Annotated in this window: 20 protein-coding genes and 3 tRNA genes; 13 read left to right on the top strand and 10 right to left on the bottom strand. The window is 49.8% G+C overall.

From position 1 onward, the window contains the following. Positions 1 to 123: 123 nt before the first annotated feature. Entirely contained in the window at positions 124 to 747 is a 624-nt protein-coding gene (locus ACN084_RS04105; RefSeq protein ID WP_419101458.1) for an isochorismatase family protein, read from the bottom strand. Positions 748 to 857: 110 nt separating this feature from the next. Continuing rightward, positions 858 to 2,123, bottom strand: coding sequence for a nicotinate phosphoribosyltransferase (locus tag ACN084_RS04100; RefSeq protein WP_419106037.1), 1,266 nt, complete (start codon positions 2,121 to 2,123; stop codon positions 858 to 860). Between the two features lie 267 nt (positions 2,124 to 2,390). On the opposite strand from ACN084_RS04100, the gene clpS reads away from it, so the two are divergent. From clpS to ACN084_RS04065, 7 genes are all read left to right on the top strand, one after another. After that, entirely contained in the window at positions 2,391 to 2,684 is a 294-nt protein-coding gene (gene clpS, locus ACN084_RS04095; protein WP_419101457.1) for an ATP-dependent Clp protease adapter ClpS, read from the top strand. A 1-nt stretch (position 2,685) separates the two neighbouring features. Continuing rightward, the gene (locus ACN084_RS04090; RefSeq protein ID WP_419105978.1) at positions 2,686 to 3,249 is read left to right on the top strand and encodes a DUF2017 domain-containing protein; all 564 of its coding nucleotides are present in this window, start codon (positions 2,686 to 2,688) and stop codon (positions 3,247 to 3,249) included. Positions 3,250 to 3,347: 98 nt separating this feature from the next. After that, positions 3,348 to 4,307 carry a glutamate racemase gene (gene murI, locus ACN084_RS04085; RefSeq protein ID WP_419106036.1) on the top strand — a complete coding sequence of 320 codons (960 nt, stop codon included), beginning with the start codon at positions 3,348 to 3,350 and terminating at the stop codon, positions 4,305 to 4,307. A gap of 12 nt (positions 4,308 to 4,319) precedes the next feature. After that, on the top strand, positions 4,320 to 5,168 hold the full coding sequence (locus ACN084_RS04080; protein ID WP_419103894.1) for an MBL fold metallo-hydrolase: 849 nt from the start codon (positions 4,320 to 4,322) through the stop codon (positions 5,166 to 5,168). 41 nt (positions 5,169 to 5,209) lie between these two features. Continuing rightward, a complete protein-coding gene (rph, locus tag ACN084_RS04075; RefSeq protein ID WP_419101453.1) occupies positions 5,210 to 5,938 on the top strand; it encodes a ribonuclease PH in 729 nt (242 codons plus the stop codon). A 2-nt stretch (positions 5,939 to 5,940) separates the two neighbouring features. Further along, entirely contained in the window at positions 5,941 to 6,594 is a 654-nt protein-coding gene (gene rdgB / locus ACN084_RS04070; RefSeq protein WP_419105977.1) for an RdgB/HAM1 family non-canonical purine NTP pyrophosphatase, read from the top strand. Between the two features lie 32 nt (positions 6,595 to 6,626). Then, entirely contained in the window at positions 6,627 to 7,508 is an 882-nt protein-coding gene (locus ACN084_RS04065; RefSeq protein ID WP_419105976.1) for a phosphotransferase, read from the top strand. Between the two features lie 118 nt (positions 7,509 to 7,626). Here ACN084_RS04065 and ACN084_RS04060 read toward each other — a convergent pair whose 3' ends face one another. Then, positions 7,627 to 8,769: an ADP-ribosylglycohydrolase family protein gene (locus tag ACN084_RS04060; protein WP_419105975.1), complete on the bottom strand. Its 1,143-nt coding sequence runs from the start codon at positions 8,767 to 8,769 to the stop codon at positions 7,627 to 7,629. Between the two features lie 92 nt (positions 8,770 to 8,861). Here ACN084_RS04060 and ACN084_RS04055 point away from each other — a divergent pair, with 92 nt between their 5' ends. From ACN084_RS04055 to ACN084_RS04045, 3 genes are read left to right on the top strand one after another with little or no spacing between them, the layout of a single operon-like run. Next, on the top strand, positions 8,862 to 10,019 hold the full coding sequence (locus tag ACN084_RS04055; protein ID WP_419105974.1) for a metallophosphoesterase family protein: 1,158 nt from the start codon (positions 8,862 to 8,864) through the stop codon (positions 10,017 to 10,019). Positions 10,020 to 10,021: 2 nt separating this feature from the next. Next, positions 10,022 to 13,195 (top strand): AAA family ATPase, encoded by a 3,174-nt coding sequence (locus ACN084_RS04050; protein ID WP_419105973.1) that lies wholly within the window; start codon positions 10,022 to 10,024, stop codon positions 13,193 to 13,195. Continuing rightward, positions 13,176 to 14,528 (top strand): hypothetical protein, encoded by a 1,353-nt coding sequence (locus tag ACN084_RS04045; RefSeq protein ID WP_419105972.1) that lies wholly within the window; start codon positions 13,176 to 13,178, stop codon positions 14,526 to 14,528. Before ACN084_RS04050 ends, ACN084_RS04045 begins: the two co-directional genes overlap by 20 nt. A gap of 97 nt (positions 14,529 to 14,625) precedes the next feature. On the opposite strand, the gene ACN084_RS04040 is transcribed toward ACN084_RS04045, so the two are convergent. The 6 genes from ACN084_RS04040 to bcp all read right to left on the bottom strand — a co-directional run bounded on the left by ACN084_RS04040 (position 14,626) and on the right by bcp (position 21,158). Then, complete coding sequence (locus ACN084_RS04040; protein ID WP_419105971.1) at positions 14,626 to 15,423, bottom strand: alpha/beta fold hydrolase; 798 nt, start codon at positions 15,421 to 15,423, stop codon at positions 14,626 to 14,628. Positions 15,424 to 15,537: 114 nt separating this feature from the next. Next, on the bottom strand, positions 15,538 to 16,653 hold the full coding sequence (locus ACN084_RS04035) for a YihY/virulence factor BrkB family protein (protein WP_419105970.1): 1,116 nt from the start codon (positions 16,651 to 16,653) through the stop codon (positions 15,538 to 15,540). Positions 16,654 to 16,881: 228 nt separating this feature from the next. Then, positions 16,882 to 18,375: a malate:quinone oxidoreductase gene (locus tag ACN084_RS04030; protein WP_419106035.1), complete on the bottom strand. Its 1,494-nt coding sequence runs from the start codon at positions 18,373 to 18,375 to the stop codon at positions 16,882 to 16,884. Positions 18,376 to 18,534: 159 nt separating this feature from the next. Beyond that, on the bottom strand, positions 18,535 to 20,379 hold the full coding sequence (locus ACN084_RS04025) for an ABC transporter substrate-binding protein (protein ID WP_419105969.1): 1,845 nt from the start codon (positions 20,377 to 20,379) through the stop codon (positions 18,535 to 18,537). 113 nt (positions 20,380 to 20,492) lie between these two features. After that, positions 20,493 to 20,574 (bottom strand) — tRNA-Leu (locus tag ACN084_RS04020). 107 nt (positions 20,575 to 20,681) lie between these two features. After that, positions 20,682 to 21,158 carry a thioredoxin-dependent thiol peroxidase gene (gene bcp / locus ACN084_RS04015; protein ID WP_419101443.1) on the bottom strand — a complete coding sequence of 159 codons (477 nt, stop codon included), beginning with the start codon at positions 21,156 to 21,158 and terminating at the stop codon, positions 20,682 to 20,684. A gap of 341 nt (positions 21,159 to 21,499) precedes the next feature. Here bcp and ACN084_RS04010 point away from each other — a divergent pair, with 341 nt between their 5' ends. The 3 genes from ACN084_RS04010 to ACN084_RS04000 all read left to right on the top strand — a co-directional run bounded on the left by ACN084_RS04010 (position 21,500) and on the right by ACN084_RS04000 (position 22,525). Next, positions 21,500 to 22,120, top strand: a complete 621-nt coding sequence (locus tag ACN084_RS04010) for a MarR family winged helix-turn-helix transcriptional regulator (protein ID WP_419101442.1) — start codon at positions 21,500 to 21,502, stop codon at positions 22,118 to 22,120. Positions 22,121 to 22,218: 98 nt separating this feature from the next. After that, positions 22,219 to 22,294: transfer RNA gene (locus ACN084_RS04005), tRNA-Lys, on the top strand. Positions 22,295 to 22,449: 155 nt separating this feature from the next. Continuing rightward, positions 22,450 to 22,525: transfer RNA gene (locus tag ACN084_RS04000), tRNA-Lys, on the top strand. Positions 22,526 to 22,613: 88 nt separating this feature from the next. Here ACN084_RS04000 and ACN084_RS03995 read toward each other — a convergent pair. Then, a complete protein-coding gene (locus ACN084_RS03995; RefSeq protein WP_419101441.1) occupies positions 22,614 to 23,069 on the bottom strand; it encodes a hypothetical protein in 456 nt (151 codons plus the stop codon). Positions 23,070 to 23,386 lie beyond the last annotated feature (317 nt).

The raw sequence follows: 23,386 nt of genomic DNA, 5'->3' as shown, positions 1-23,386 counted from the left end.
ATAAGTGTAGAGCGACCATAAAACATTAAAGAAAATACGGTGAGCGTACTACACACCACCCTATGTGGGGTGCGTAGTACTCTCACCGTAAAAGCCTCTAACGGCAGAAAAAGCGGGGGAGTGCTAGTCTTCTACGACGGTAACGCCCGCGTCCTCTAACTGCTCAACAGCATCAGACAAACCCTGCTCACTCACAGGTGCTGTCAAACCCAACAGAACACGAGTGTCATAGCCGGCATCAATAGCGTCAAGCGCCGTAGCCTTCACACAAAAATCGGTGGCAATACCCACCACATCAACCTCAGCAATCTCATGCTCTTGAAGCCAATCATCAAGAGAGACCTTCGGCGAATCATCCACCTGCTGAGCCTGAGCATCACGCTCACCGGTCATCACAGTATCCTCCGGTGCAAGAAGCCCCTCAAAACCAGAATAAGCAGCCTCAAACGCACCCTTACGGAAATACCCGTCAATATAATCAGTATCAAGGTTAGGGTGAGTCTGCGCGCCCTCACTATCGGCAACACAATGCACCGGCCACGACACCTGATAATCAGGAGTATCACTAAAATGCTCACCAGGGGAGATATGCCAATCCAAGGTCGCCACAATCGTGCTGTACTTATGATGATTGTTCTCCACATACTCACTAATGAGAGACGCAACCTCCGCACCAGACTCAGTAGCTAAAGAACCACCCTGACAAAAATCGTTCTGAACATCGACAATAATCAACGCTTTAGACATGGTATAAACCCGTTTCTTTCTAGACATCTATGCTGTGTGTACATGTTGCCTCACCACACAACCAGCCGGCTACGAGGTGAGGCAACACCATATCAAAAAAGAGCAAAACCCTATTTCTGGTCAATAAACTCGGTAGGAATCACCGGATCACCAGCAGAAAGACGATGCGCCGTATACGGAAGCTCCTGAATAGAACGCTGATGACGCTCCGCCGCACGACGCACACCCTCAGCACCCACAAAACCAGGCAGAAGCTGCCCGTCCTTGACGAACTCGACAAGTAGCTCACGAGAACTCTCAACCTTCAACGGGGTCGGCCCAACACCAATCAGCTCCGCCGTAGCAACACCACGAGAATTCAACTGGCGTACAGCAGACTTACGCCCACCATGAGAACCCTTACCCCGAGAAGCCTTAGCAACAGGCTCCATCACACCATCACTATTCTCGCGGGCAACAACCTTATACACCATTGAGGAGGTAGGAGCACCAGAACCAGTCACCAGCTTAGTGCCCACACCATACGAATCAACAGGGGCAGCAGCTAAGGACGCAATAGCGTACTCATCTAAATCACTGGTGACCGTAATCTTCGTGTTCGTATTTCCTAAAGAGTCAAGAAGTTCGCGCACCCAACGCGCCTGAACCACCAAATCGCCAGAATCGAGACGAACACCGCCAAGCTCCTGACCAGCAAGATCAACCGCTAAACGAACAGCTTTCTCCACATCATAGGTATCCACCAAAAGAGTGGTCTTATTACCAAGAGAAGCTAACTGTGCGCGGAACGCCTCCTCTTCGCTATCGTGCAAAAGCGTGAAAGAATGAGCGCTCGTACCAATCGTATGCAAACCGTAGCGTCTGCCTGCCTCAAGGTTAGACGTCCCTTCAAAACCGGCAATGACGGCGGCACGAGCAGCCGCCACCGCCGCCTGTTCATGGGCGCGTCGGCTACCCATCTCAAGACACGGGCGGTCGTTCGCTGTAACAGACATGCGAGACGCCGCCGAAGCCACCGCAGAATCATAATTCAAAATAGACAGCAGATACGTCTCTAAAATGCAGGCCTCAGCAAAAGTGCCCTCCACCTGCAACACTGGAGAATGAGGGAAAAACACCTCACCCTCAGCATAACCATAGATGTTTCCGCTAAAACGAAAATTCTCTAAATACGAGAGCGTCTCATCATTGACCACCTGCGCATCCGCTAAATAATCTAGCTCTGCGGTGGTAAAACGAAAATCTGCAAGGCCCTCTAAGAAACGTCCTGTACCGGCAAGAACACCGTAGCGTCTGCCTGCAGGAAGACGGCGAGTAAAGACCTCAAAAACACTATGACGGTGCGCCGTACCAGACTTAAGCGCTGCCTGAAGCATCGTCAATTCATAATGGTCAGTTAATAAAGCTGTTGAAGTAGACACGACACTAACTTTACTGCCTGAAAGAACGTTATATAACCTCCAGCACGAACTTTATGCTAAATACATAAGGTAAAATTGCACGTAAGTAGATTGCTGGACACAAAACAACACCACACTCCACACCACACTGGCCAAAGACAGCTCAACCGATAGGATAGACCAGTAGCTACCGACCACCCATCCACACGAGAGCTCACCCACCCCAGGACGTAAGGAGCAACCATGTCAATTGCCCCACAAGAAGCCCCACACCAAGAGGCCAGCACCCACCAACAACCAGACACCCCCTGGAACGTCATCGTCTGGAACGACCCCGTCAACCTGATGAGCTACGTAACATACGTCTTCAAAGTACACTTCGGCTACAGCACCAACAAAGCCAAAACCCTCATGCTACAAGTACACAACGACGGAAAAGCCATCGTCTACACCGGCACCAAAGAAACCGCCGAAAAACACACCCAAGCACTACACAGCTGGGGACTCTGGGCAACCTTCGAAAGGGCAGAAAACTAACATGGCACAAGGATTCAAAGCCACACCACGCGGATACACCGCACAATTCTCCGCCACCGAAGCAGAACTACTCGGCAAACTCTTCAACGACGTAGCCACCGCACTCACCCCCGACGAACAACCAGAAAAAGACCCCCTCGCCGCGCTCATCGGCATCACCGAAAACACCGACATCCCCGAAGACCCAGCCGTCGCACGCATGCTCCCCGTCGCATCCGACGACCCAGAAGTAGCCGACGAATACCGACGCTACACCGAACTCTCACTACGCCAACACAAAATAGGCAACCTCAAACTTGCACACATGCAAGTACAACACCACAACATCACCCTCAACGACGAACACGCACAAGCATGGGCCTCCGCACTCAACGACGTACGTCTCACCCTCGGCGAAAGACTCAACATCCACAGTGAAGAACAAGCCGAGAAAATCGGCGAATACACCAACAACAACACCGTTGAAACCGTCGAAGAATACATGTCCTTCGTCTACAACTTCATCACATGGCTCCAAGACACCCTCATGGAAGCAATGCTCAGCCAACTACCCGACGAAAACTAACACACCTCACACCACAGCGTGAGATTTATCCTCTTTCCCACAACATAACACTCAGGAACACCACAACAACACCCACACACAGTATTCTCGAAAACACCATGACCGACCAAAAACACACCACCATACAAACAAGTTGGGGAACGCACATACCAGCAACCCCCACCTCCAACGCACCCATCGGAGTCTTCGACTCCGGAGTCGGCGGACTCACCGTCGCACGCGCAGTAATGGACCAGCTCCCACACGAAAACATCATCTACGTCGGAGACACCGCAAACGGCCCATACGGGCCACTGACCATCGCACAAGTACGCGCCAACGCCCTACGCATCATGGACGAACTCGTAGACTCCGGCGTCAAAATGCTCGTCATCGCATGCAACACCGCATCAGCAGCAGTACTACGCGACGCACGCGAACGCTACACCAAAAAATACGGAATACCCGTCGTAGAAGTCATCCAACCAGCAGCACGCCGAGCAGTCTCAGCAACACGCAACGGAAAAATAGGCGTTATCGCCACCGAAGCAACCGTCAACTCACGAGCCTACGAAGACACCTTCGCCGTGAGCACCTGCGACATCTACTCCGTACCCTGCCCACGATTCGTCGAATTCGTCGAAAACGGTATCACCTCCGGCGAAGAACTCCTCGCCACCGCACAAAAATACCTCGCACCCCTCAAAGAAGCCGGCGTCGACACCCTCGTCCTAGGATGCACACACTACCCGCTACTGACCGGCGTCATCTCATACATCATGGGGGAGGACGTCACCCTCGTCTCATCCTCAGAAGAATCAGCAAAAGACGTCTACCGTGCACTCGTACAACACGGCATGGAACGAGAAGCAGGGCTGAGCACCTCCCACGAATTCCTTGCCACCGGCGAAACAGAATCCTTCGAAAAACTTGCCCGACGCTTCCTCGGCCCAGAAGTCACCAGCGTCCAACACACAGAATCCATCGCACACCAATACCCCACCGGCTCACTAGCAGTGATGACACCAGAAACCCCGCGTATCAGCGTCTCACCTGCCATCAACGAGCACAACAAATAAGGTTCATCATCTATGCGTTTGACCGTCATCGGCTGCTCCGGCTCATTCCCTAGCGCCACCTCACCAGCGTCCTGCTACATGATCTCAGCAACAGACCTCAACGGCAAAACCTGGCGAATACTCGTAGACATGGGCAACGGGGCATTAGGCGTCCTCCAACGTCACGTCAAACTCGAAGACATCGACGCAATCCTCATCTCCCACCTCCACCCAGACCACTGCATCGACCTCTCCGGCGTACACGTCGCCGTCAAATGGGACCCCCGCGGATGGAACAAACCACCCATCCCACTCTACGCACCCGAAGGCATCCACGAATACCTCCTCAACACACACGGACTGACCATGGAAACCAGCATGGACACCGAATTCACCTTCCACGAATGGCAAGCCGAACAACCCGTCAACATCGGCCCATTCACCGTCACACCCTATGATGTTGTACACCCCGTCGTAGCACCCTACGCGCTACGTATCGAATGCGACTCAGACCAAGGGCACACCATCATCGCATACTCTGGAGACACAGACTCCTGCCCCGGACTCGTCAAAGCCGCACACCAAGCAGACCTCTTCCTCTGCGAAGCCGCCTACCAAGAAGGACGAGACGACCACCTACGCGGCATCCACCTCACCGGAAAACGCGCAGCAGAAGCCGCCAAAGAAGCCGGCGCACGCAACCTCCTCCTCACGCACCTACCCGTATGGAACGACCCCGAAACCATACGCGCCGAAGCAGAAACCGTATACGACGGCGGAATCGGAATAGCAGAAGCCAGCGCAACCTACGTCGTACACCCCAGACCACAACACATACCAGCACACACCACCACCCTCAAAGTCATCGGAAAACGACTCTAAAAAACCGCACACCAACCACCTACAAGAAAAGAGAACAACTCATGACAACACGCAAAGACGGACGCGCACACAACGAACTACGCCCCATCACCATCACCCGCGGATGGTCACAAAACGCAGAAGGCTCAGCCCTCATCGAATGCGGAAACACCCGCGTCCTCTGCACAGCATCCTTCACCGAAGGCGTACCACGCTGGCTCAAAGGACAAGGCAAAGGATGGGTCACCGCAGAATACGCAATGCTGCCACGCGCCACCAACAGCCGTTCCACCCGCGAATCCGTCAAAGGCAAAATTGGTGGACGCACCCACGAAATCTCACGACTGATCGGACGCTCCCTACGCGCCGTCATCGACACCCAAGCACTCGGCGAAAACACCATCGTCCTCGACTGCGACGTACTCCAAGCAGACGGCGGAACACGCACCGCCGCCATCACCGGCGCATACATCGCCCTCGTACAAGCTATCGAATGGGCTAAAAAAGAACGCATTATCAACCGCAACGCACAACCCATCACCGGAAGCGTCTGCGCAACATCCGTCGGCATCATCGACGGAACACCCATGCTTGACCTACCCTACGAAGAAGACGTCCGCGCCGAAACCGACATGAATATTGTTGTCACCGGTGACGGAAAATTCATCGAAGTACAAGGAACCGCAGAAGGCGCGCCCTTCGACAGAGACGAACTTAACGCACTCCTTGACCTAGCATTAGAAGGAACAGCAGAACTCACCCGTATTCAGCGTGAAACACTAGGAGAATAAACATGCCAGCCCGCATCGTCCTCGCCTCACACAACACCGGAAAACTACGCGAACTACGAGAGATTCTGCGCGACAAAATTAGCGGACTCAACGTCGACGAAGACGTCGTCGACGCCTCAACCATAGGTGCTGTTGACGTCGTCGAAGACGGCGTAACCTTCGCAGAAAACTCCCTCAAAAAAGCACGCGCCGTTGCAGCGGCAACAGGGCTTATCGCCATCGCAGACGACTCCGGACTAAGCGTTGACGTGCTCGGCGGTGCCCCCGGTATCTTCTCGGCACGCTGGTGCGGACACCACGGCGACGACACCGCAAACCTCAACCTACTACTTGCCCAACTATCCGATATTGACGACGAACACCGTGGCGCACAATTCTGCTGTGCCGCAAGCGTCGTCACACCCACCGGCGAAGAACACGTCGAACACGGGTACATGCGCGGAACGCTCTTACGCGAACCACGCGGAGAAGGAGGCTTCGGATACGACCCCATTCTCGTACCCGAAGACCTCGAAGCACCATACGTGGGGCAAAGCTGCGCAGAAATACCACGCGAGGTCAAAAACACGATGAGTCACCGCGCTCGCGCATTTGAAGCGCTGATTCCTCACCTGATTGCACTGTTATCTGACGAACACGGTTCAGACGAACAATAGTTCTTCAGATGTTAGCGGCGTAGGAGTAAACGATGACACCACATCACGGGTATCTAGAGCAGGCACAATACCTGCCAGTGGTTCAAGCTGTGATGGCTCAAGCCGGTCTGAATATCTCACAAGATCGGTGGGATATTCGCACCAGCGGCTCCGCCCATATTGTGATTAATATGGGTGGAGAACTGAGTGTTCGCGTGGCAAAAAGTGACCAAGTTGCCCGCCATGTGGCGCGTCGTACAGAAGTGCTTCGCCGTTTACCGCACCATTTTTCTTTTGAAGTTCCTCGCCCCATCACTCGAACCATCACCCGCCAAGGCTTTACCGCAGTAGGGCTACGGTGGATTAAAGGCGAACCAAGAAACCCCGGCCCAGCACCAGCAAAATATTTAGCGCAAATCGTCCGCGAAATACACCGTGTTGATTATGAGGGGATGGAACCATACCTTGATTCTGCACACCAGCACTGGGGCGGAGAAGACGGGCTGAGTGCCCTCGAACACGATGTGCTTCCGCGTCTTCTCAAAACGAACCGTTCAACAGCGCAGAAAATTATTCAACAAGTACATGACCTTCCCGAGGTTGAACCCGTACTCATCCATAATGACCTTGCAGGGCATAACATCCTCTGGAACGGGGATAAACTTACTGGCGTCATCGACTGGGACCACGCAACTCTTGCCGACCCCGCCTACGATTACGCGTCCTTAGGGAACTGGTACGGGTGGGACTGCCTCAGCTCATTCTTAGGAGAAGATGAGATTCATCGGGCACAAATTATCTCTCGTCTGGTGGCGTTAGAAGCGGTAGCGTACGCCATTCATAACGGTAAAGGCGGCGGTATTATCCGTTTAGCCGTCGAAAGAGCCGACCACTGGTTACAAACGCACCGTCAAAGCCTCATACAACAGAACTAAACCTCACAAAACATCAGAACCTACGTACATAGAGCCGTTCACTATGAAAATAGTGGCTTGTCGATGAGACAAACCCACAAACAAGCCACTATCAACTCAAAAATATGAGAACCGTAATCTAGCTCTTCTGCTGAACAGCAGAACCACCCAACTGGGCACACCAACGATTGAGCGCCTCATCTATCACATCAAGCACTTCAAGACGCGAGGTAAACTCTGGCGAAAAAATACTCGAACCATAACCAGCACCCAAAAGAGCGCCCGTAATCGTTGCAGAAGAATCAGACACCAACGGCACACGCACCGCATGAGCAATCGCGTCAAGAGCAGAAACTTCTTCACGATTCTCAGCAACCAAAGCAGACAACACGCCACGACCGAGCACCGCAGAAGAAACCTGCTCATGACGAAACGCCTCGTCTAAAAGATGTGTTGGAACTTCCTGCTCAGATAATGCTTTTGCCTGGCGTAACACACAACGAATCTTCTCACCGTCAGAGGGAATACCGCGCTGCGGAAGAGAATCAATCCATTCCAAGACCGAAAGAACCGCCTGCCGAATGGGTTGCTCCACCACGTCACGATACGCAATGGCATAACGAATTAACAATGCATACGCAATAGAAGAAACTATTGTTTCGGGGTGCCCGTGGGTAAGAGCTGCAGCTCGTGCACTCAACGAGATGACAGTACTTTCTTGCTCAATCGGAAGAAAACCAAAAACAGCAGAAGGTGCTAACGCACCGGTGGTTTGCTCATCGGGGCAAACATGCTTGTCTACAGTTTGCATCTGACCGGTATTCAAAGAACGAGAAATAGCAGGGTCAATAGCATGAGCTTTTTGTAAGGCTGGGTGGCTATCAATCTCACGTGGTAAAGATACCGGCGCCTCAGACTCGAGAACATGTCCGGTACCACGATACCACCGCAAATACGCTAACCACAGGCACGCTAGTTCATCCGCTGAAGAACCCTCATTATTCCATTCAAGAACTTCTGTAAGAGCATCTAATGTGACAAGAGTCAACTGAGTATCTTGAGAGATAGTAAAACAGGTGATGTGATGCGAGAAGAGTGAACGTAAAATCTCATGACGAACCACCGCATCTTCTAAAATGTCCTCTTCTGAAGAAGACTCGGGGGAGAGAACCTGCCTACCAGCGTAATCTCCTAGAGCGGTACCCCATAAAACACCTCGAAGAGAATCTCGATACGTAGGCGACTCGGGGCTAGGGGCAATAATACCTTCTGCAGAAATCATAACTGCCATTCTAAACTCTAGATAACTCAACAGTGAACTACTTTGAAGAAAAACTTCTGCAGTGTTAAGCGCCAATAGGTAAACTAGGGGATATGCGTATTCTGCACACCTCTGACTGGCATCTTGGACGTTCATTCCACGGGTTCTCCCTAGAAGAACACACCCAAGAACTTCTGAAAGAACTGATAGATACTATCCGCACCGAATCTATCGACGTGCTTCTTATCAGTGGAGATGTCTACGATCAGGCTCAGCCACGTGTGAATACCGTCAAAATGCTGTCGCAAACCCTCGAAACTATTAACGCTTTAGGGTGCGCTATCGTCATTTCTAGCGGTAACCACGACTCCTCTATCCGTTTAGGGTTTGGAACAAAAATTCTTGAACGCTCCGAAGTTTACATGCGCACCAGTATCGACAACATTGACCAGCCGGTCATCATTGAACGTGACAACCAAAAAGTAGCTATCTACGCTATCCCATACCTCGAACCACGAAGCGCCGGCGCACGCTTTGAGGTGGAACCAACCCACGCGCACGTTCTCGAATATGCTAGTAAACAAGCCAAAAAAAATCTACAAAAACAACAAAACATCACTGCCTCTATCATGATGGCGCACTGTTTTGTGACCAGCGCAGAACCCTCAGAATCAGAACGCAATATTCACATTGGTGGGTTAGGCACTGTAGGCGCTCAAACCTTTGAAGGGTTCAGCTACACGGCATTAGGGCATCTACACCGCCCCCAAAAAATTACCGACACCATCCGTTATAGCGGATCATTATTGGCGTACTCCTACTCAGAGGAAAAACATCGTAAAGGGGCGTGGATTCTCGACATTACTGACGACGGGGCACTAAACATCCAAGAACATCACTGGCGCACAACAGTTAACCTCAAAACCCTTCGAGGCACACTACACGAACTACTCAACAACCCCGAATACAGCGCCTACTATGAGCACTATTGCAGAATCTACATCACCGACACACCCCGCCCCACTGGTGCTCTTGAACAACTACGCCAAAAATATCAGAGTATCGCTGAGCTCCATTTTGAACCAGAACAACGCAGCGAAACAGAACCAAAAACATACCGCGAACGTATCAAAAAAAGTCACGACGTCGTTGCGACCTGCACCGAATTCTTCGAACACGTCCGACAAAATCCACTGACCGAAACAGAAAAAACATACGTCAACGGCATCGTCCAACAAGCACAACGCGAACTCGAAGCGAAAGAAGGCTAACGATGAGACTGCATCGACTAGAAATGACCGCCTTTGGGCCGTTTGCGCACACCGTCAGCATCGACTACGAAAAACTTAACGAAAGCGGACTCTTCCTCCTCACCGGGCCCACCGGATCAGGAAAAACCACTATCTTTGACGCTATCTGCTTCGCCCTATACGGAAAAACCTCTAGTGCAAGAGCAGACCTCAAAAGCCACTTCGCCACACCAGAAGCCATTCCCTCCGTCGAACTAGAATGCACCATCAGCAACACTCGACTAAAAATCTGGCGTAGCCCCGAATGGCAAAACCCGCAGAAAAAAACAAAAAACCATCACCGAGTTCACGTCCAACAATTCAACACCACCACACAACAATGGGACACCCTCGCCGAACGAATCAGCGACGCCGCCACCTATATCACCGGACTCATCGGACTCGACGAAAAACAATTCACCCAAATCATGCTCCTACCACAGGGCGAATTTGCGAAGTTTCTCAACGCAAAATCAGCAGAAAGAGAAACCCTCCTCAAAAAGCTATTCCCCATCGACACCTTCGAAAAAGTACAAGAACTCCTCAAAGAACAAGCACAGCAAGCTAACGAACACACCACACAGATAACGGAACAACTCCGCCACCTTGAGGAACAATTCTTCAACACCTACCAACGCTGTCGTATCGAACACCTCGAAGAAGAACTCAACCACGCTGCACAAAACCTCATAGACGAACTCCCCGAAGAACAACACCACACTTACCTACAACAGCTCAAACAACTCACCCAACAACACACCCCAACCACCCCAAAAGATGACGACACATACACTCTTGACCAACGTCAAGAACACATGGAACAACACCACACCATCATCCAACGCATACCGCCACTATTACGCCAACTACACCAAAACATTGCAGAAGAACTAGAACGCAACCACGAACACAAAACCCAGCTCCAACGCCGTATAGAACACCACCACCATTACACCCAGCTACAAGAACAACAACAGCAACTTAGCGCACAAACCAGTCACATCAACGAACAACGCCAAAAAGTGCGCCGTGCACAAGAAGCACAACAACTCCTACCTCTCTACCGTCGCTTCATCGACACCCAACAGCAACAAGAGCACAACACCCAACATCAACAAAAACTCGCCCAACATATACAACAACTCTGCACCGAACACCACCAACACATCCACCACAACCCTCAAAGCATTGAACTGCCCCTCATCACAGAACTCTGCGAACGCCCACTAAAACACAACACCAACCTCAAAAAATATGGTGAACAACTCCCACACCTACTCCAAACACTGCACGAACTCGCACGAGAAGAAGAACAACTCAACCACGCCAAAAAACACTACCAACAGCTACTCACCCGCCAAAAAACACTGAGCGTAGCCGTTGAACAAACCCAACAACAACACGAAAAAACACAACAACGCTACGAAGAACTCAACGAACAATACCAACAACTAGCAGACACCGAAGAAGAACTCGTACACGCCCAACAGGCATACGCCCAAGCACAAAACATCCTTGCGCTATCCCAAGAACACGAAAAAGAACAAGAACACCTCAACAAAGAACAAGAACACTACAAAACCTACGAAACACAACGACGAAAAGACGCACAACAGCTCGAAAAACTACAACAACTACGCTACAACCAAGCCGCCTATAGCCTCGCAATCAACCTCACACCCAACGAACCCTGCCCCGTCTGTGGATCCTGCGAACACCCCGCACCAGCACACCACAACGCCACCGAAGAACTCGTCGAACAACGAGACATTGACCAAGCACAACAACAACTAAACCACTCCACCGAAAACACCAAAAACAGCCACCAAAACGTTCAACGTATCACCCAACACCTCGAAGAACTCACCCGCAACGGCGCACTACCCATCCACCAAGCCCACGAAAACCTCACCACACACCGCGAACAACAAGACCAAGCAGAACAACGCCAACACCAACGCAACACCCTCAAAGAACAACTCAACTCCCTAGAACACCAGCTTCAAGAACTCAAAGAACAAGCCATCCAACACCACACCAGCTACGAAGAACACCAAAAAACTCTCAACGAACAACACCAACACATCACCACCCAAGAAAACACCCTCAAACAACACCACACCGACTACACCTTGAATGAAAGAATACAAAACCTCAACAAACTCAACAGTATTCTCGATGAACTCAAAATCGCCCATGCACAAGCACAAAACATCAGCGAACAACACCAAAAAAATCAGGATGAATGGCACCAAAAACTAGAAGAATCATCCTTCACCAGCATCCACACAATACAAGACGCCACCATACCCACCACACAACTACAACAATGGGAAGAAGACATCGCAAACCACGATGCAAACACCCACTACATTACACAAGCCCTCACCCACGAACACATGGTTGCCGTCGCCAACGAACTAGCACAAGGACACCAACCACCAAGCACCAAAGACCTCGAACACCAACAACACAAAACCAAAAACCTGAGCAGCTATAAAGACGTCCTCCTCGGACACACCCTCACCTTTGAACAAGCCCAAAACACCACCACACAACTCCTCGCACAATACCGAGAACACCGTGCAACATGCGAAGAGCTCACATCTCAAGCACAGATGAAACAAGAACTCGCTAAAATTGCGCACGCAACATCTACCGACAACACCCTCAAAATGCAGCTGACCACCTACATCCTTGCTGCACAACTTGAAGACATCACACAAGCAGCCAGCGAACACCTCCAAGCCATGACACACGGAAGATACCAACTCCAACACAGCGACCACAAAACACAGAGCAAATCTGGTCTAGGATTAGCCGTATACGACCACTGGCACGACAGACAACGCTCACCCGAAACACTCTCAGGAGGAGAAACCTTCATGGCATCACTCTCCCTCGCACTCGGACTAGCCGACGTCGTACAACACCGACACGGAGGAATAGAAATAGACACCCTCTTCGTCGACGAAGGATTTGGTACCTTAGACGAAGACACTCTCAACAACGTCATGGAAACACTCGACGGACTACGCGAACAAGGACGCGTCATCGGACTCATCTCACACGTGAACGAACTCAAAACCCGAATACCAGAACACATCACCTTGGTCAGCTCACCAGAAGGGTCAGATATTGTCACCCAAATATCCTAAACAGACCGAAACACCGAGCTACACCAGAACACTGCGTATACGACACTCCGTACGCTACCTGCAAAACCGCCTCATCTACCTCACCTCAATTGTCGGCAAAAAATTTATCATCTTCTCACTTTTTGGACGGCTTCCCACCTACATGGTGGCGCTCGCGGTGCTCATTAGTATGGGAACACGTACGAGCGAGATTACTCTTGGCGCGTATGCGGCGGGGCTTATCACCATGAGCTCAGCGGTGATGCAAAGAACTCACCGGCGTGTGGCTCAACGTTTTGGCTACCGCTCGGTGGTGTGTATTACGGCAACATTGAATATTCCGGCCGTAGCGTTCTTGATGGTGCAAACGGTGCAATTTGCTCCTAACCGTGCCAGCGGATCAATACCTATCTTCTTGATAGCTTCTGCATTAGCAGGGGCAACTACCATCCCCTTGAGCGCTGCGATGCGCAGTTATTGGAGTGAACGTTATACGGCTACTCAAGATCGTAGGCTTCTAAACTCTGCTATCGCTTTAGAATCTATGCTTGATGTTATTGCGTTGCCTCTGGCTGCAGCAAGTGTGGGCGCTATTGCTATTTTTTCGGGAGCATTATCGTCACTGTATGCTGTTATCTTCATCGACGTCTTCGCCATCTTCTTTATTCTATGGTTTCCTAAAGCCATCGTAACGCTCAAATTTTCGCACCCCTCCATTGAGACGACACCTATTACTGTACGTAATCCACCTCCTTTGGGGGCTTTGCCGATGCTTGGTATCGCCTGCATTGGTACAGCAATCGGCTCGACACAGACCGCATTGGTGATTCGTGGTCTACATTCTGACACCCTCGAATTTGTGGGGTTTTATATTGGCATGATGGGAACTGCTGGCGCTTGTACCTGCGTTATTTTGACGGTTCTACGGTTACGTTTAGGCACATGGCAGGGCTGGCTCTTAGACGCTCATCTACTGTTATTGGTGGGTTTGATTCTGTCTATCCCACAATCTCAATTCTGGATTACTGTTGTTCTTGCCATCTACGGTGGACTACTTGGCGCATCACTGATGTGCATGGAGTCGATTATGACTGCTATTGCGGCGCGTGCCAACGTGGGCTTAGCCTTATCTGCAATACAAACCACCTATATTGGTGGGCTTGCTTTAGGGTATGTGTGGGCGGCAACCGTGGGTGAGAGTTTAGGGCAACAATCAGCGATGCTTATTCCGCTATTTGCTGCTGTTCTTTTTGCGCTCTTATCTCACGTATATGGTGCCAAATGGAGAGCAACCTACGAAGAACGTCTTCCACTCTTAGAAGATTTTGACCCTCCGTCGTCGACAACCTCATAAGGCTCTTCCCCCTAAAATATGGGTGTGCCCCTGCTGAGCTTTTCTGTTCGGCAGGGGCACACCCATGTTTCTTGTACTAAGAGATAGAGAATCTGCTCTAGATGATAAAGGCTTCTTCGCTTTCTTGAACGAGCGCTAACACACGTTTTTTAAAGACTCCGCTGGTAAGAGCATTGACGTGGTTACGTCCGTCTAAGATGAGCTGTTCATAGGGAACGTGAGCTTCGGTCAGAGCCTCAGTAAGCCACGAATAATCACCGGCTACGCTATCTTCACTGCCGCGCACGAGCAGAATAGGGCAGAGCGGGTGTAAAAGTGTTGGGTCAAAATCAAAAGCTAACGGCAAACACGCAAAATGTTTGAGTGATGATTCTCGTATGAGCGAATGATTGATGACGGCGGGGAATGTCGGATTAATATTTTCTTGCTCTAAGGAACCTAAAAGATATTGTGCGATGAGCGGTAGATGATCGTGCTGAGGTAGCCCACCGATACTTGTAGAGAGCACGTTATGACCTGCGTAGGAGCTAGCTTCCCACGCGATACGGGCACCAGCGCTAAACCCTACAAGGTGGGCAGGGGAGTCGAGGTCGTCAATAAATTGTGCCACGGCGTGAGCTGCTGATACGAAGAATCCGTGTTCTTCAGATAATGGAATATCATCCGTATAGGTTAGTGATGGGTCTGGATTTTTGAGGTCTTCATTGCTGTGATACGGCAAATCAACGATGATGCAAGGATACCCTTCAGCGGTGAACCGTTTGACCCATCCGGTGCGCACCCATAATTGTTCTCCGGTTGCGGCGAAGCCGTGTAAAAAGATGATAGGGGAATGTTCTGGGCTGTTTTGTGTAGCAGGGAATATCCGATACGAAAGAGGAGGAAAAATAGTCACCAGTCCACTGTAGTGCGCACCGCTATAGGTGACCAAAGAAAATGAGGAAGATAACGTTCTGCCCTCATACACCCCATCCCTCTATCAGGGTGTACGAGGGCAGAAAATAAGCACCTATTGTTGAGGTGAAGATTTCTCTTTCTCAAGTTTTTGAGCGAGCGCCTGATAATCTAAACCGTTTTGGGATAGGCGAATCGCTTTCCCCTCAGCAATAAATTTCTCTTTTGTCTCAATAATTTTGATGGCTTGAGTATTATCGCGTGGGCGAAGCTGAACGAATTCTTCTGCCGAAATACCGGCACGTAGTTCGCGCATACGTTCAATTTCTGCGTCAATTTCTGCACCGAGAAGTAGTACATTGTTCATAATCCAGATGAATAAAAGCATGACGATGACAGCGCCGATTAGACCATAGGTGGCGTTATATTTACCGAAGTTTGATACGTAGAATGAGAAGCCTAAACCGGCAAGTCCCATAGAGACAAGTGCGAAGGTTGCACCAGCAGAGAAGAGCCGTAATTTGGGTTGTTTGATATTGGGCGTGCCGTGGTAGAGCAATGCTACGAGTGCAACGGCGAGGCAGAGGATAATAGGCCAACGGAACCAGAGCCATACACTGGTAAAGGCGGTGAGGTCGAGCCCTGGGACGCTATCTGATATGAAGGTGAGGACTCCACCACTCATGAGCAGTACCATGAGCATGAGAACAAGCATGAAGACGAGAATTGTAGTGACTAAGAGATTTTGCGGTCGGAGTTTCCAGATGGGACGGCCTTCAACTACGCCATAAAGCCTGTTGAGTGCACGTCCAAAAGCGCCGATATATCCGGAAGCTGTCCAGAGCGCACCGACAACACCAGTGATTAGAGCTAAACCAGCTGCACTAGAAGATGTGAGCTGTGAAATGGGTCCTTCAACGATAGAAAGAACTTCTGCTGGTGCGATACCACTGATGAAATCGATAATAGCGTGTGTGGTTTCTTGTCCACGTCCGAAGACACCGAGGAGAGAAACTACTGCTAGTAGAGCAGGGAAGATAGAGAGCACTGCATGGTAGGTGAGCGCTGCTGCCATATCGGTACAACCGTCAGTGCCAAATTTGTTAAAGGCGCGTTTGATGACGTACCCCCAGTTAAATTTGGTGACTTCTTTGATGGTGTAGCGTTTATGAACTTTTTCTGGTGCGGGGGCTTCTTGAGCGCGAGTGATTGTTTGTTCCTCTAAAGACATCCGAACTCCTAGTCGACGCGAATGAGTTGCTACGTAAGCTTAACATGTTTGTTCAGTGTGCTTCTAGAACTCTTGGGCTTTAGCTGTTAGCTTCCCTCAAAAATACTGGGATACTGTATTTTTATGTTGATAAGGGTTATGACAAGTGGCAATAGAGTAGAAGGCGTGCAAAAAATCTTTGCACGCCTTCTACTCTGATATACATGGATCGTCTGTATCTTGTGGGTGTTAGTACGAGAGTCCTAGAACCTTTGAGGTGTGTTCTAGTACTTCGTCGGCAAGTTCTGGTGTTTCGTTGAGTCGAACGCCGAAAGCCGGAATCAGTTCACGGATACGAGACTCCCATGCTGGGAACTGTTCTTTGAAACATTGTTGCAGTAGGTTCAACATGATAGGAACAGCTGTAGATGCACCGGGGGAAGCGCCAAGAAGCGCAGCAAGAGAGCCATCGTGAGCAGAAATGAGTTCTGTACCAAATTGGAGGATGCCGCCTTTAGCGCTGTCACGTTTCATGACTTGTACACGCTGACCTGCTTGAATTAGTTCCCATTCGTCGGCTTGAGCTAACGGATAATATTCGTGTAGCGCGTCAATACGGCTTGACTGATTCTTTGCAAGTTCCCCTACAAGGTATTTTACGAGAGAGAGGTTATCGAGCCCTGCACGAATCATGGGGTAGAGGTTATCGGGGCGTACCGATAGCGGAAGATCTAAAAATGATCCTTGTTTTAAAAAGTTTGTGCTAAAACCGGCGTAAGGCCCAAAGAGTAGGGAACGTTGCCCGCGAACATAGCGGGTGTCAAGGTGCGGCACCGACATAGGTGGGGCGCCGACAGAAGCTTGACCGTACACTTTGGCGCAATGTTCTGTTGCGGTGGCTTCGTTGGTGTTTCTTAAGAATAGGCCAGATACGGGGAACCCTCCGTAGCCTTTTCCTTCTGGGATACCAGATTTTTGGAGGAGTTTTAATGCTCCACCGCCAGCACCTAAGAACACAAAACGAGTATTAACCACAAGGTGTTCTTCGGAGTTCAAACGGTTTTTGACTGTAATCTTCCACTGTCCGTTAGTGTTTTGGGCAAGGTGAGTCACTTGGTGACCGTATCGTACGCTTACTCCCTGTGAGGTGAGATAATCGGTGAGCTGTTCGGTCAAGTACCCAAAATCGACGTCTGTTCCTTCGGGGGACCAGTTTGCTGCTACTCTTTGTTCAGCATGACGTCCTTGCATGGTCAGTGGCGCCCACTGGTGTATTTCTTGGTGGTCTGTAGAGAACTGCATTCTCTCAAAGAGCTTTTCGCGACGGAACGCCTCAAAACGTGCTTTGAGGTAGGCGCTGTGTTCTTCACCAAAGACTAAGGACATATGCGGTACAGAGTTGATGAAGGAGGCGTCTGTGAGTTTTCCTTCTGTGACGAGTGAGGCCCATAGTTGTCGAGAAGTGTAAAACTGTTCGTTAATGCCTAATGCTTTTGCGGTAGAGACGGTACCATCTGCACCTGCTGGTGCGTAATTGAGTTCGCATAGTGCAGCATGTCCGGTGCCGGCATTATTCCACGGGCTAGAAGATTCTTGACCTACGCGGTCTAGACGCTCAAACATGATGATGTTCCATGATGGCTCTAATTCTTTGAGCAACACACCAAGGGTTGCGCTCATAATGCCACCACCGACGAGTACGACGTCAGTCGATTCCGTTGTAGCCACGGTCATTACTCCCAAGAGATGATAAGTCAATACGAGGTAAGTCTTCTTTGACTTACCACAAAGATTTTTGAGGCATATGGTGATGCACAAAAACCTCTGAGCTTTAGACTAACTTATTCGGTGCCTTCAACGGTGAACCCTTTTGCTTGCAACCTGAAAAAGACACGATAATTTTTAGGAATGAGCCTTTGCCGACGCAAAATTTGCGATGCCTGTGGCACTGAGTGGATAATAATCGACGCGTGGGCCAAGAGCTACCGAAGAAATAGGGTACGCGATAGGGATAGCAGGCATTAATAATGCGATGTGCAGATTAATTGCTTGGTATGCGATACGGCGTTTATCAACGTCGTTGATTTGGTCTGCTGCTCTCATCGCGCTGAGAATTTGTGGATAGGTTATTTTTTCTCGCGGTAATTCTGCCAGTGAAGTGCTATCTGGTGCAGGGGCGTCGTCTTTTTCTGTTGTTGGAGCTTCTGTATCGTCTTTGGGTTGTTCGTCAGTTGGTGCGTCGAGTTTGTGGTTGTCGGGTGCTGGTTCTTCGAGGATTTCTAATTCGCCGTTTTCGATATAGGTGGCTTCGCTGTGTTCGGCTGAATGCACGATTTCTGAGGTGGGTGCTAGGACCCTTGAGATAAAGGCGTTTGGGTCGCGGTAGGAGCCTACGAACCCGGTCAATGCTAGGGCACGTTCTGTGCTGTGTTGACTAATAACGTCGAGGTACCCTTCGTTCCATGGGACGGGCATTGGTTTGATGTTGAGACCAATAGAGACGAGATTTGCGGCTAAAGAGGCATAGATGGCTTCGGGAGATTCCATGGTTGCTAAAGAAACACCTGTGGGGTAGTAGAAGGTGAGTTCTTCGCCGTTGTATCCACTTGCTTCGAGTTGTTCTTTGGCGCGGTTTTTATCGTAGTTATAGTAGGCGCGTGTGTCATCATTTTTCATCATGAATAGCGCTGGTAAAAAGTCGTTTGCGACGTTTGTTCCTTGAGGAAAGTTATTGCGTACCACTTCGTGGCGGTCGAGGGCGTGAGCTATGGCTTGACGCATGAGCGCCTTGCTGAGGACGGGGTGATCCGTGTTAATGCTGATATAGCAGATGGCGTAAGGGTCTCGTGGTTGGATGAGGTTGCCAGAGCGTGCTAGCGGAACATAGTTGTCGATGGCTACGAGGTCGTAGGCGTCGATGTCTCCGTTGCGTAGAGCATAGTAGCGTTTATCAGAATCGGAGATGGTGCTGATGATGAGCCGTTCAATAACAGGTGCTGTTCCCCAATAGGTGGGGGAAGCTTCGAGGGTTGCTGTGGACCCGTCCCATTCTTTGAGGGTGTATGCGCCTGTTCCTACGGGTAGTTTTTTGAAATGGTATTCGTCATTGAGTGAGGCGGGGGAGGCAATGCCAAATGCTGGTTGGGTGAGTGCCTTAATAAAAGATGTTGAGGGGCGTGAAAGTGTGAAGATAACTTTTTCGTCGACGGCTTTGCAGTCTGTGACTAGCGGTGTTCTTTGGTCTGGTGCGGTGACTCCACTGAAAAGTTGTAGGTAATCGGTGTGGGAGTATGCTGTGGTGTCGGCTGCTGCGTGTACCCATCGTTGATAGTTTTTGAGGACGGCATCTGCGTTGAAGGGTGTTCCGTCGTGGAATGTGACGTTGTTTCGTAGGGTGAAGGTGTAGCTGAGTCTGTCTGAGGATACGTCCCATTTGGTTGCAAGGGATGCTTCGGGTAATCCGGTGTCGACGTTTGCTCTGAGGAGGGGCTCAAGAACTTGTGCTGAGATGCGTGCTGTTTCAAGTGTTCCGCTGGTGGCGACATCTAATGATGAGGTGGGTGCTGCGTTTGCGAATCGAAGAGTGACCGGCTGGTGTTTGGTGGGTGTGGGGGAGGTACTTGTGTCGTTGGTGTGTGGTGTTGTGGTGTCTTGGTGCTCTTGTGCAGAACAGGCGCTGAATGCTGTTGCGGCAGCAAAGAGTGACCCGTAGCGGAAAAGTTTGCGGCGGTTGAGACCAGAAGACACAGAAACACACTTCCCTTGTGAGCGGTAAGGTCGACGAAAGAGCTGTATTGCCCTGTAGATATAGATAAAGCCCAGTATATACCGGGCTTTATCTTTTCTGTGATGTTATGCAGTGCGCAAGGAGGGACTTGAACCCTCACGCCCGAAGGCACAGGAACCTAAATCCTGCGTGTCTGCCAATTTCACCACTCGCGCATGTTCAGCTGAGCGAACTCTAGAAATAGTACACGATATATTTTGGCTGTGCAAATCGGCAGAGAAAATAATGCAGAATTTTTGAGATGAGGGCGCTGGAATGTGTGTTAGCTTGGGTCAATGCCGAGGTCGCGGCGTAGTTTTGCAACGTGTCCTTTAGCTCTCACATTGTATTGAGCGAGGCTGATGTTTCCGTTTTCGTCGATGACGAAGGTGCTGCGAATAAGCCCAATATAGGTTTTTCCATAGTTCTTTTTCTCTCCCCATGCACCATAAGACTCCGCTACAGTGTGGTCCTCATCTGATAGGAGTTCGAAGTTGAGTTCTTGTTTTTGGGTGAAGTTCTGGAGTGCTTGAGGGGAATCGGGGGATACTCCGAGTACGACGTATCCGTGGCTTTGTAGTGAGGTGATGTTGTCACGAAAGTCGCAGGCTTGGTTGGTGCAGCCGGGAGTATTTGCTTTGGGGTAGAAATAGAGTACGACTTTTTGTCCGGAGAATTGTTCTAAGGAGACGGTTTCTCCGTTGCTGTTTTTGAGTGAGAATGCTGGTGCTGGTGTTCCAATGTCGAGGCGTTCTGCCATGATTGAATGCTCCTACTATTTATAGGGGGTGGGTGTTGTTTAGGGGTCTATCTTATCGGGTGGCAGATGTTTTGCACTAGGTGCGCGTGGGTGATTGTTTAGGGTGGTGGAGTCACTAAAACCAAACCTGTGTCCAATATGTGAAACGCTTAGGTGTGATGTTCTCATCTCTTGAGGCTCTACGGTTTTTCTTGGTGTTCTGAGAGCGTTCTTAAAAACCTGAGGTTTGCTTGATGAAACTATGTGTACGGGCTGTGTGTGAGGTCTGAATGTGATTATTCTTTGCTTGCCAAAGTATAGATTCCGTCAAAATATGTAAAGACTTTACCTATACTGGATACATGCCTGATATTGGTAATTGGTCAATTAATCGTTTGTTATCTACGTCCGCTCGTATGCTTGAACATAGCTGGAATAACCGCCTGCGTGAGTTGGGATTAACTCACGCCGGAGTTACTGCTCTTGGTGTCATTGCTCGTGAAGGAAAAACTTCACAAGTTCGTATCGCCTCCATTGTTGGAGTGCAAGCTCAAACCATGGGAAAGACTTTATCCCGTCTAGAGTCTCATCACTATGTTTATAGGGTGCGCAACGCCAATGATCGGCGTAGCTATCTTTTAGATATTACTGACGAGGGACGAGACGTGCTTGCACGCGCTGAAAAAATTGATAAGAATCTCGCCTCCTTGGGTGCATTAGCTAACCCTGAATTTCGTGAGATGCTCGTCGATATTGTACGTAAACTCTCGGAAGAAGAAGGTAACGATATCGTTCTTCACGGTGCTCACGAAGAACATCGTGCCGCCGTAGGGCTTGCCGACTTCACCGGAGACATTGAACCCGTACAACCTGAAGGGGAAGCTCCTGTCGAGGTGTCTCAAGTTGTTGGCCCAACAACTGCGGTGCTTGACATTGTTACCCCTGAACTTCTTGACGCTGCTCGTGCTCAACGAGAAAAGTAAACCCCATCAACTGTGTTTTATGCAACATTGAGAGTGTAGGGTTTGCTATATCTTCATAATGTCGGATATAGTTTACTCGTTGCTTCGGCAACGAGAATGCGCCTCTAGCTCAATTGGCAGAGCAATTGACTCTTAATCAATGGGTTGTGGGTTCAAGTCCCACGGGGCGCACCATATAATATTGAGGGTCTGACTCGAATGAGTCAGACCCTCAATGCTTTAACGCTGACTCACCCGGCGCGCGGTGTGCCGCATATCTCTTGTCTGAAAATTTGCGTCTTCCTCCTCACCGAGGTATAGTTTTTATTCGTTGCTTCGGCAACGAGAATGCGCCTCTAGCTCAATTGGCAGAGCAATTGACTCTTAATCAATGGGTTGTGGGTTCAAGTCCCACGGGGCGCACCACACAAAAAGGGTGGTTACCAACAAAAACGGTAACCACCCTTTTCTACATCTGTAGAGTGTATCAACACGCAGAAAGCATCAAAAAATATTAGTCCTCAAGCCACGACTCACTCAGAAAACTCTGAAAATCATGAATATCACTAGACTGCTCTAATACACCCGAACCATTCTCTAAAACAATCTCAATACTCTGAGGAATCGTCAAAATAAAAGACGTACCCGTCGTAGACTCCAAACCAAAAGTATTTTCATTCAAACTATAGGCACGAATCGCGTTTGTATTATCAATAGAGGTAGGAGTCCCCGCCGGTAAAGCCTGCGGCAAAAGTACGGGAGCCACAATGACCTCTCGCGGAGTGTCACGATACCCAATAATGAAATACTCTTGAGAATCCTGCTGCTGAATAGCAATATCAGGATTGCGATACAACGCATGACCTGTAGCAAAAATAAGGTTATAAGCACCATAGTTGATAATCTGCTCATCAAATACTGGGTGCAAAGCTGCCGTAATGAACTCGCTAGAAAGCGTATGTGTGGTCATGAACCCCAGTCTAGGGTAAACGCCCCTCTAACGCGACTATTAAAACATTATTGATGTTTTGCACGTCATATTTAACATTAAGGTCACGCTCGTTAAAAGACGACATAAACAGCGCATAATCCGCCCAAAAAGACGAAAGACTTCACAATAACGTGTCGGATGATGAGATGTCTTTGACTTTTACCGCCCATCACGACAAATATTATAGCTATGCAAATGCAACGCAGTTCACAACACATTATTAGCCTTTTAGTCGTCAGATAGGGCGCGCTAGCCTAGGCAAAACTTTGTTGTGTTCCATGCATGCGTACCCTTCG

It is taken from the genome of Rothia sp. P7208 (assembly GCF_048512915.1).
Taxonomy (GTDB): domain Bacteria; phylum Actinomycetota; class Actinomycetes; order Actinomycetales; family Micrococcaceae; genus Rothia.
The sequence above is the reverse complement of the archived record's forward strand: the minus strand, read 5'-3'. Positions and strand labels throughout refer to the sequence as shown.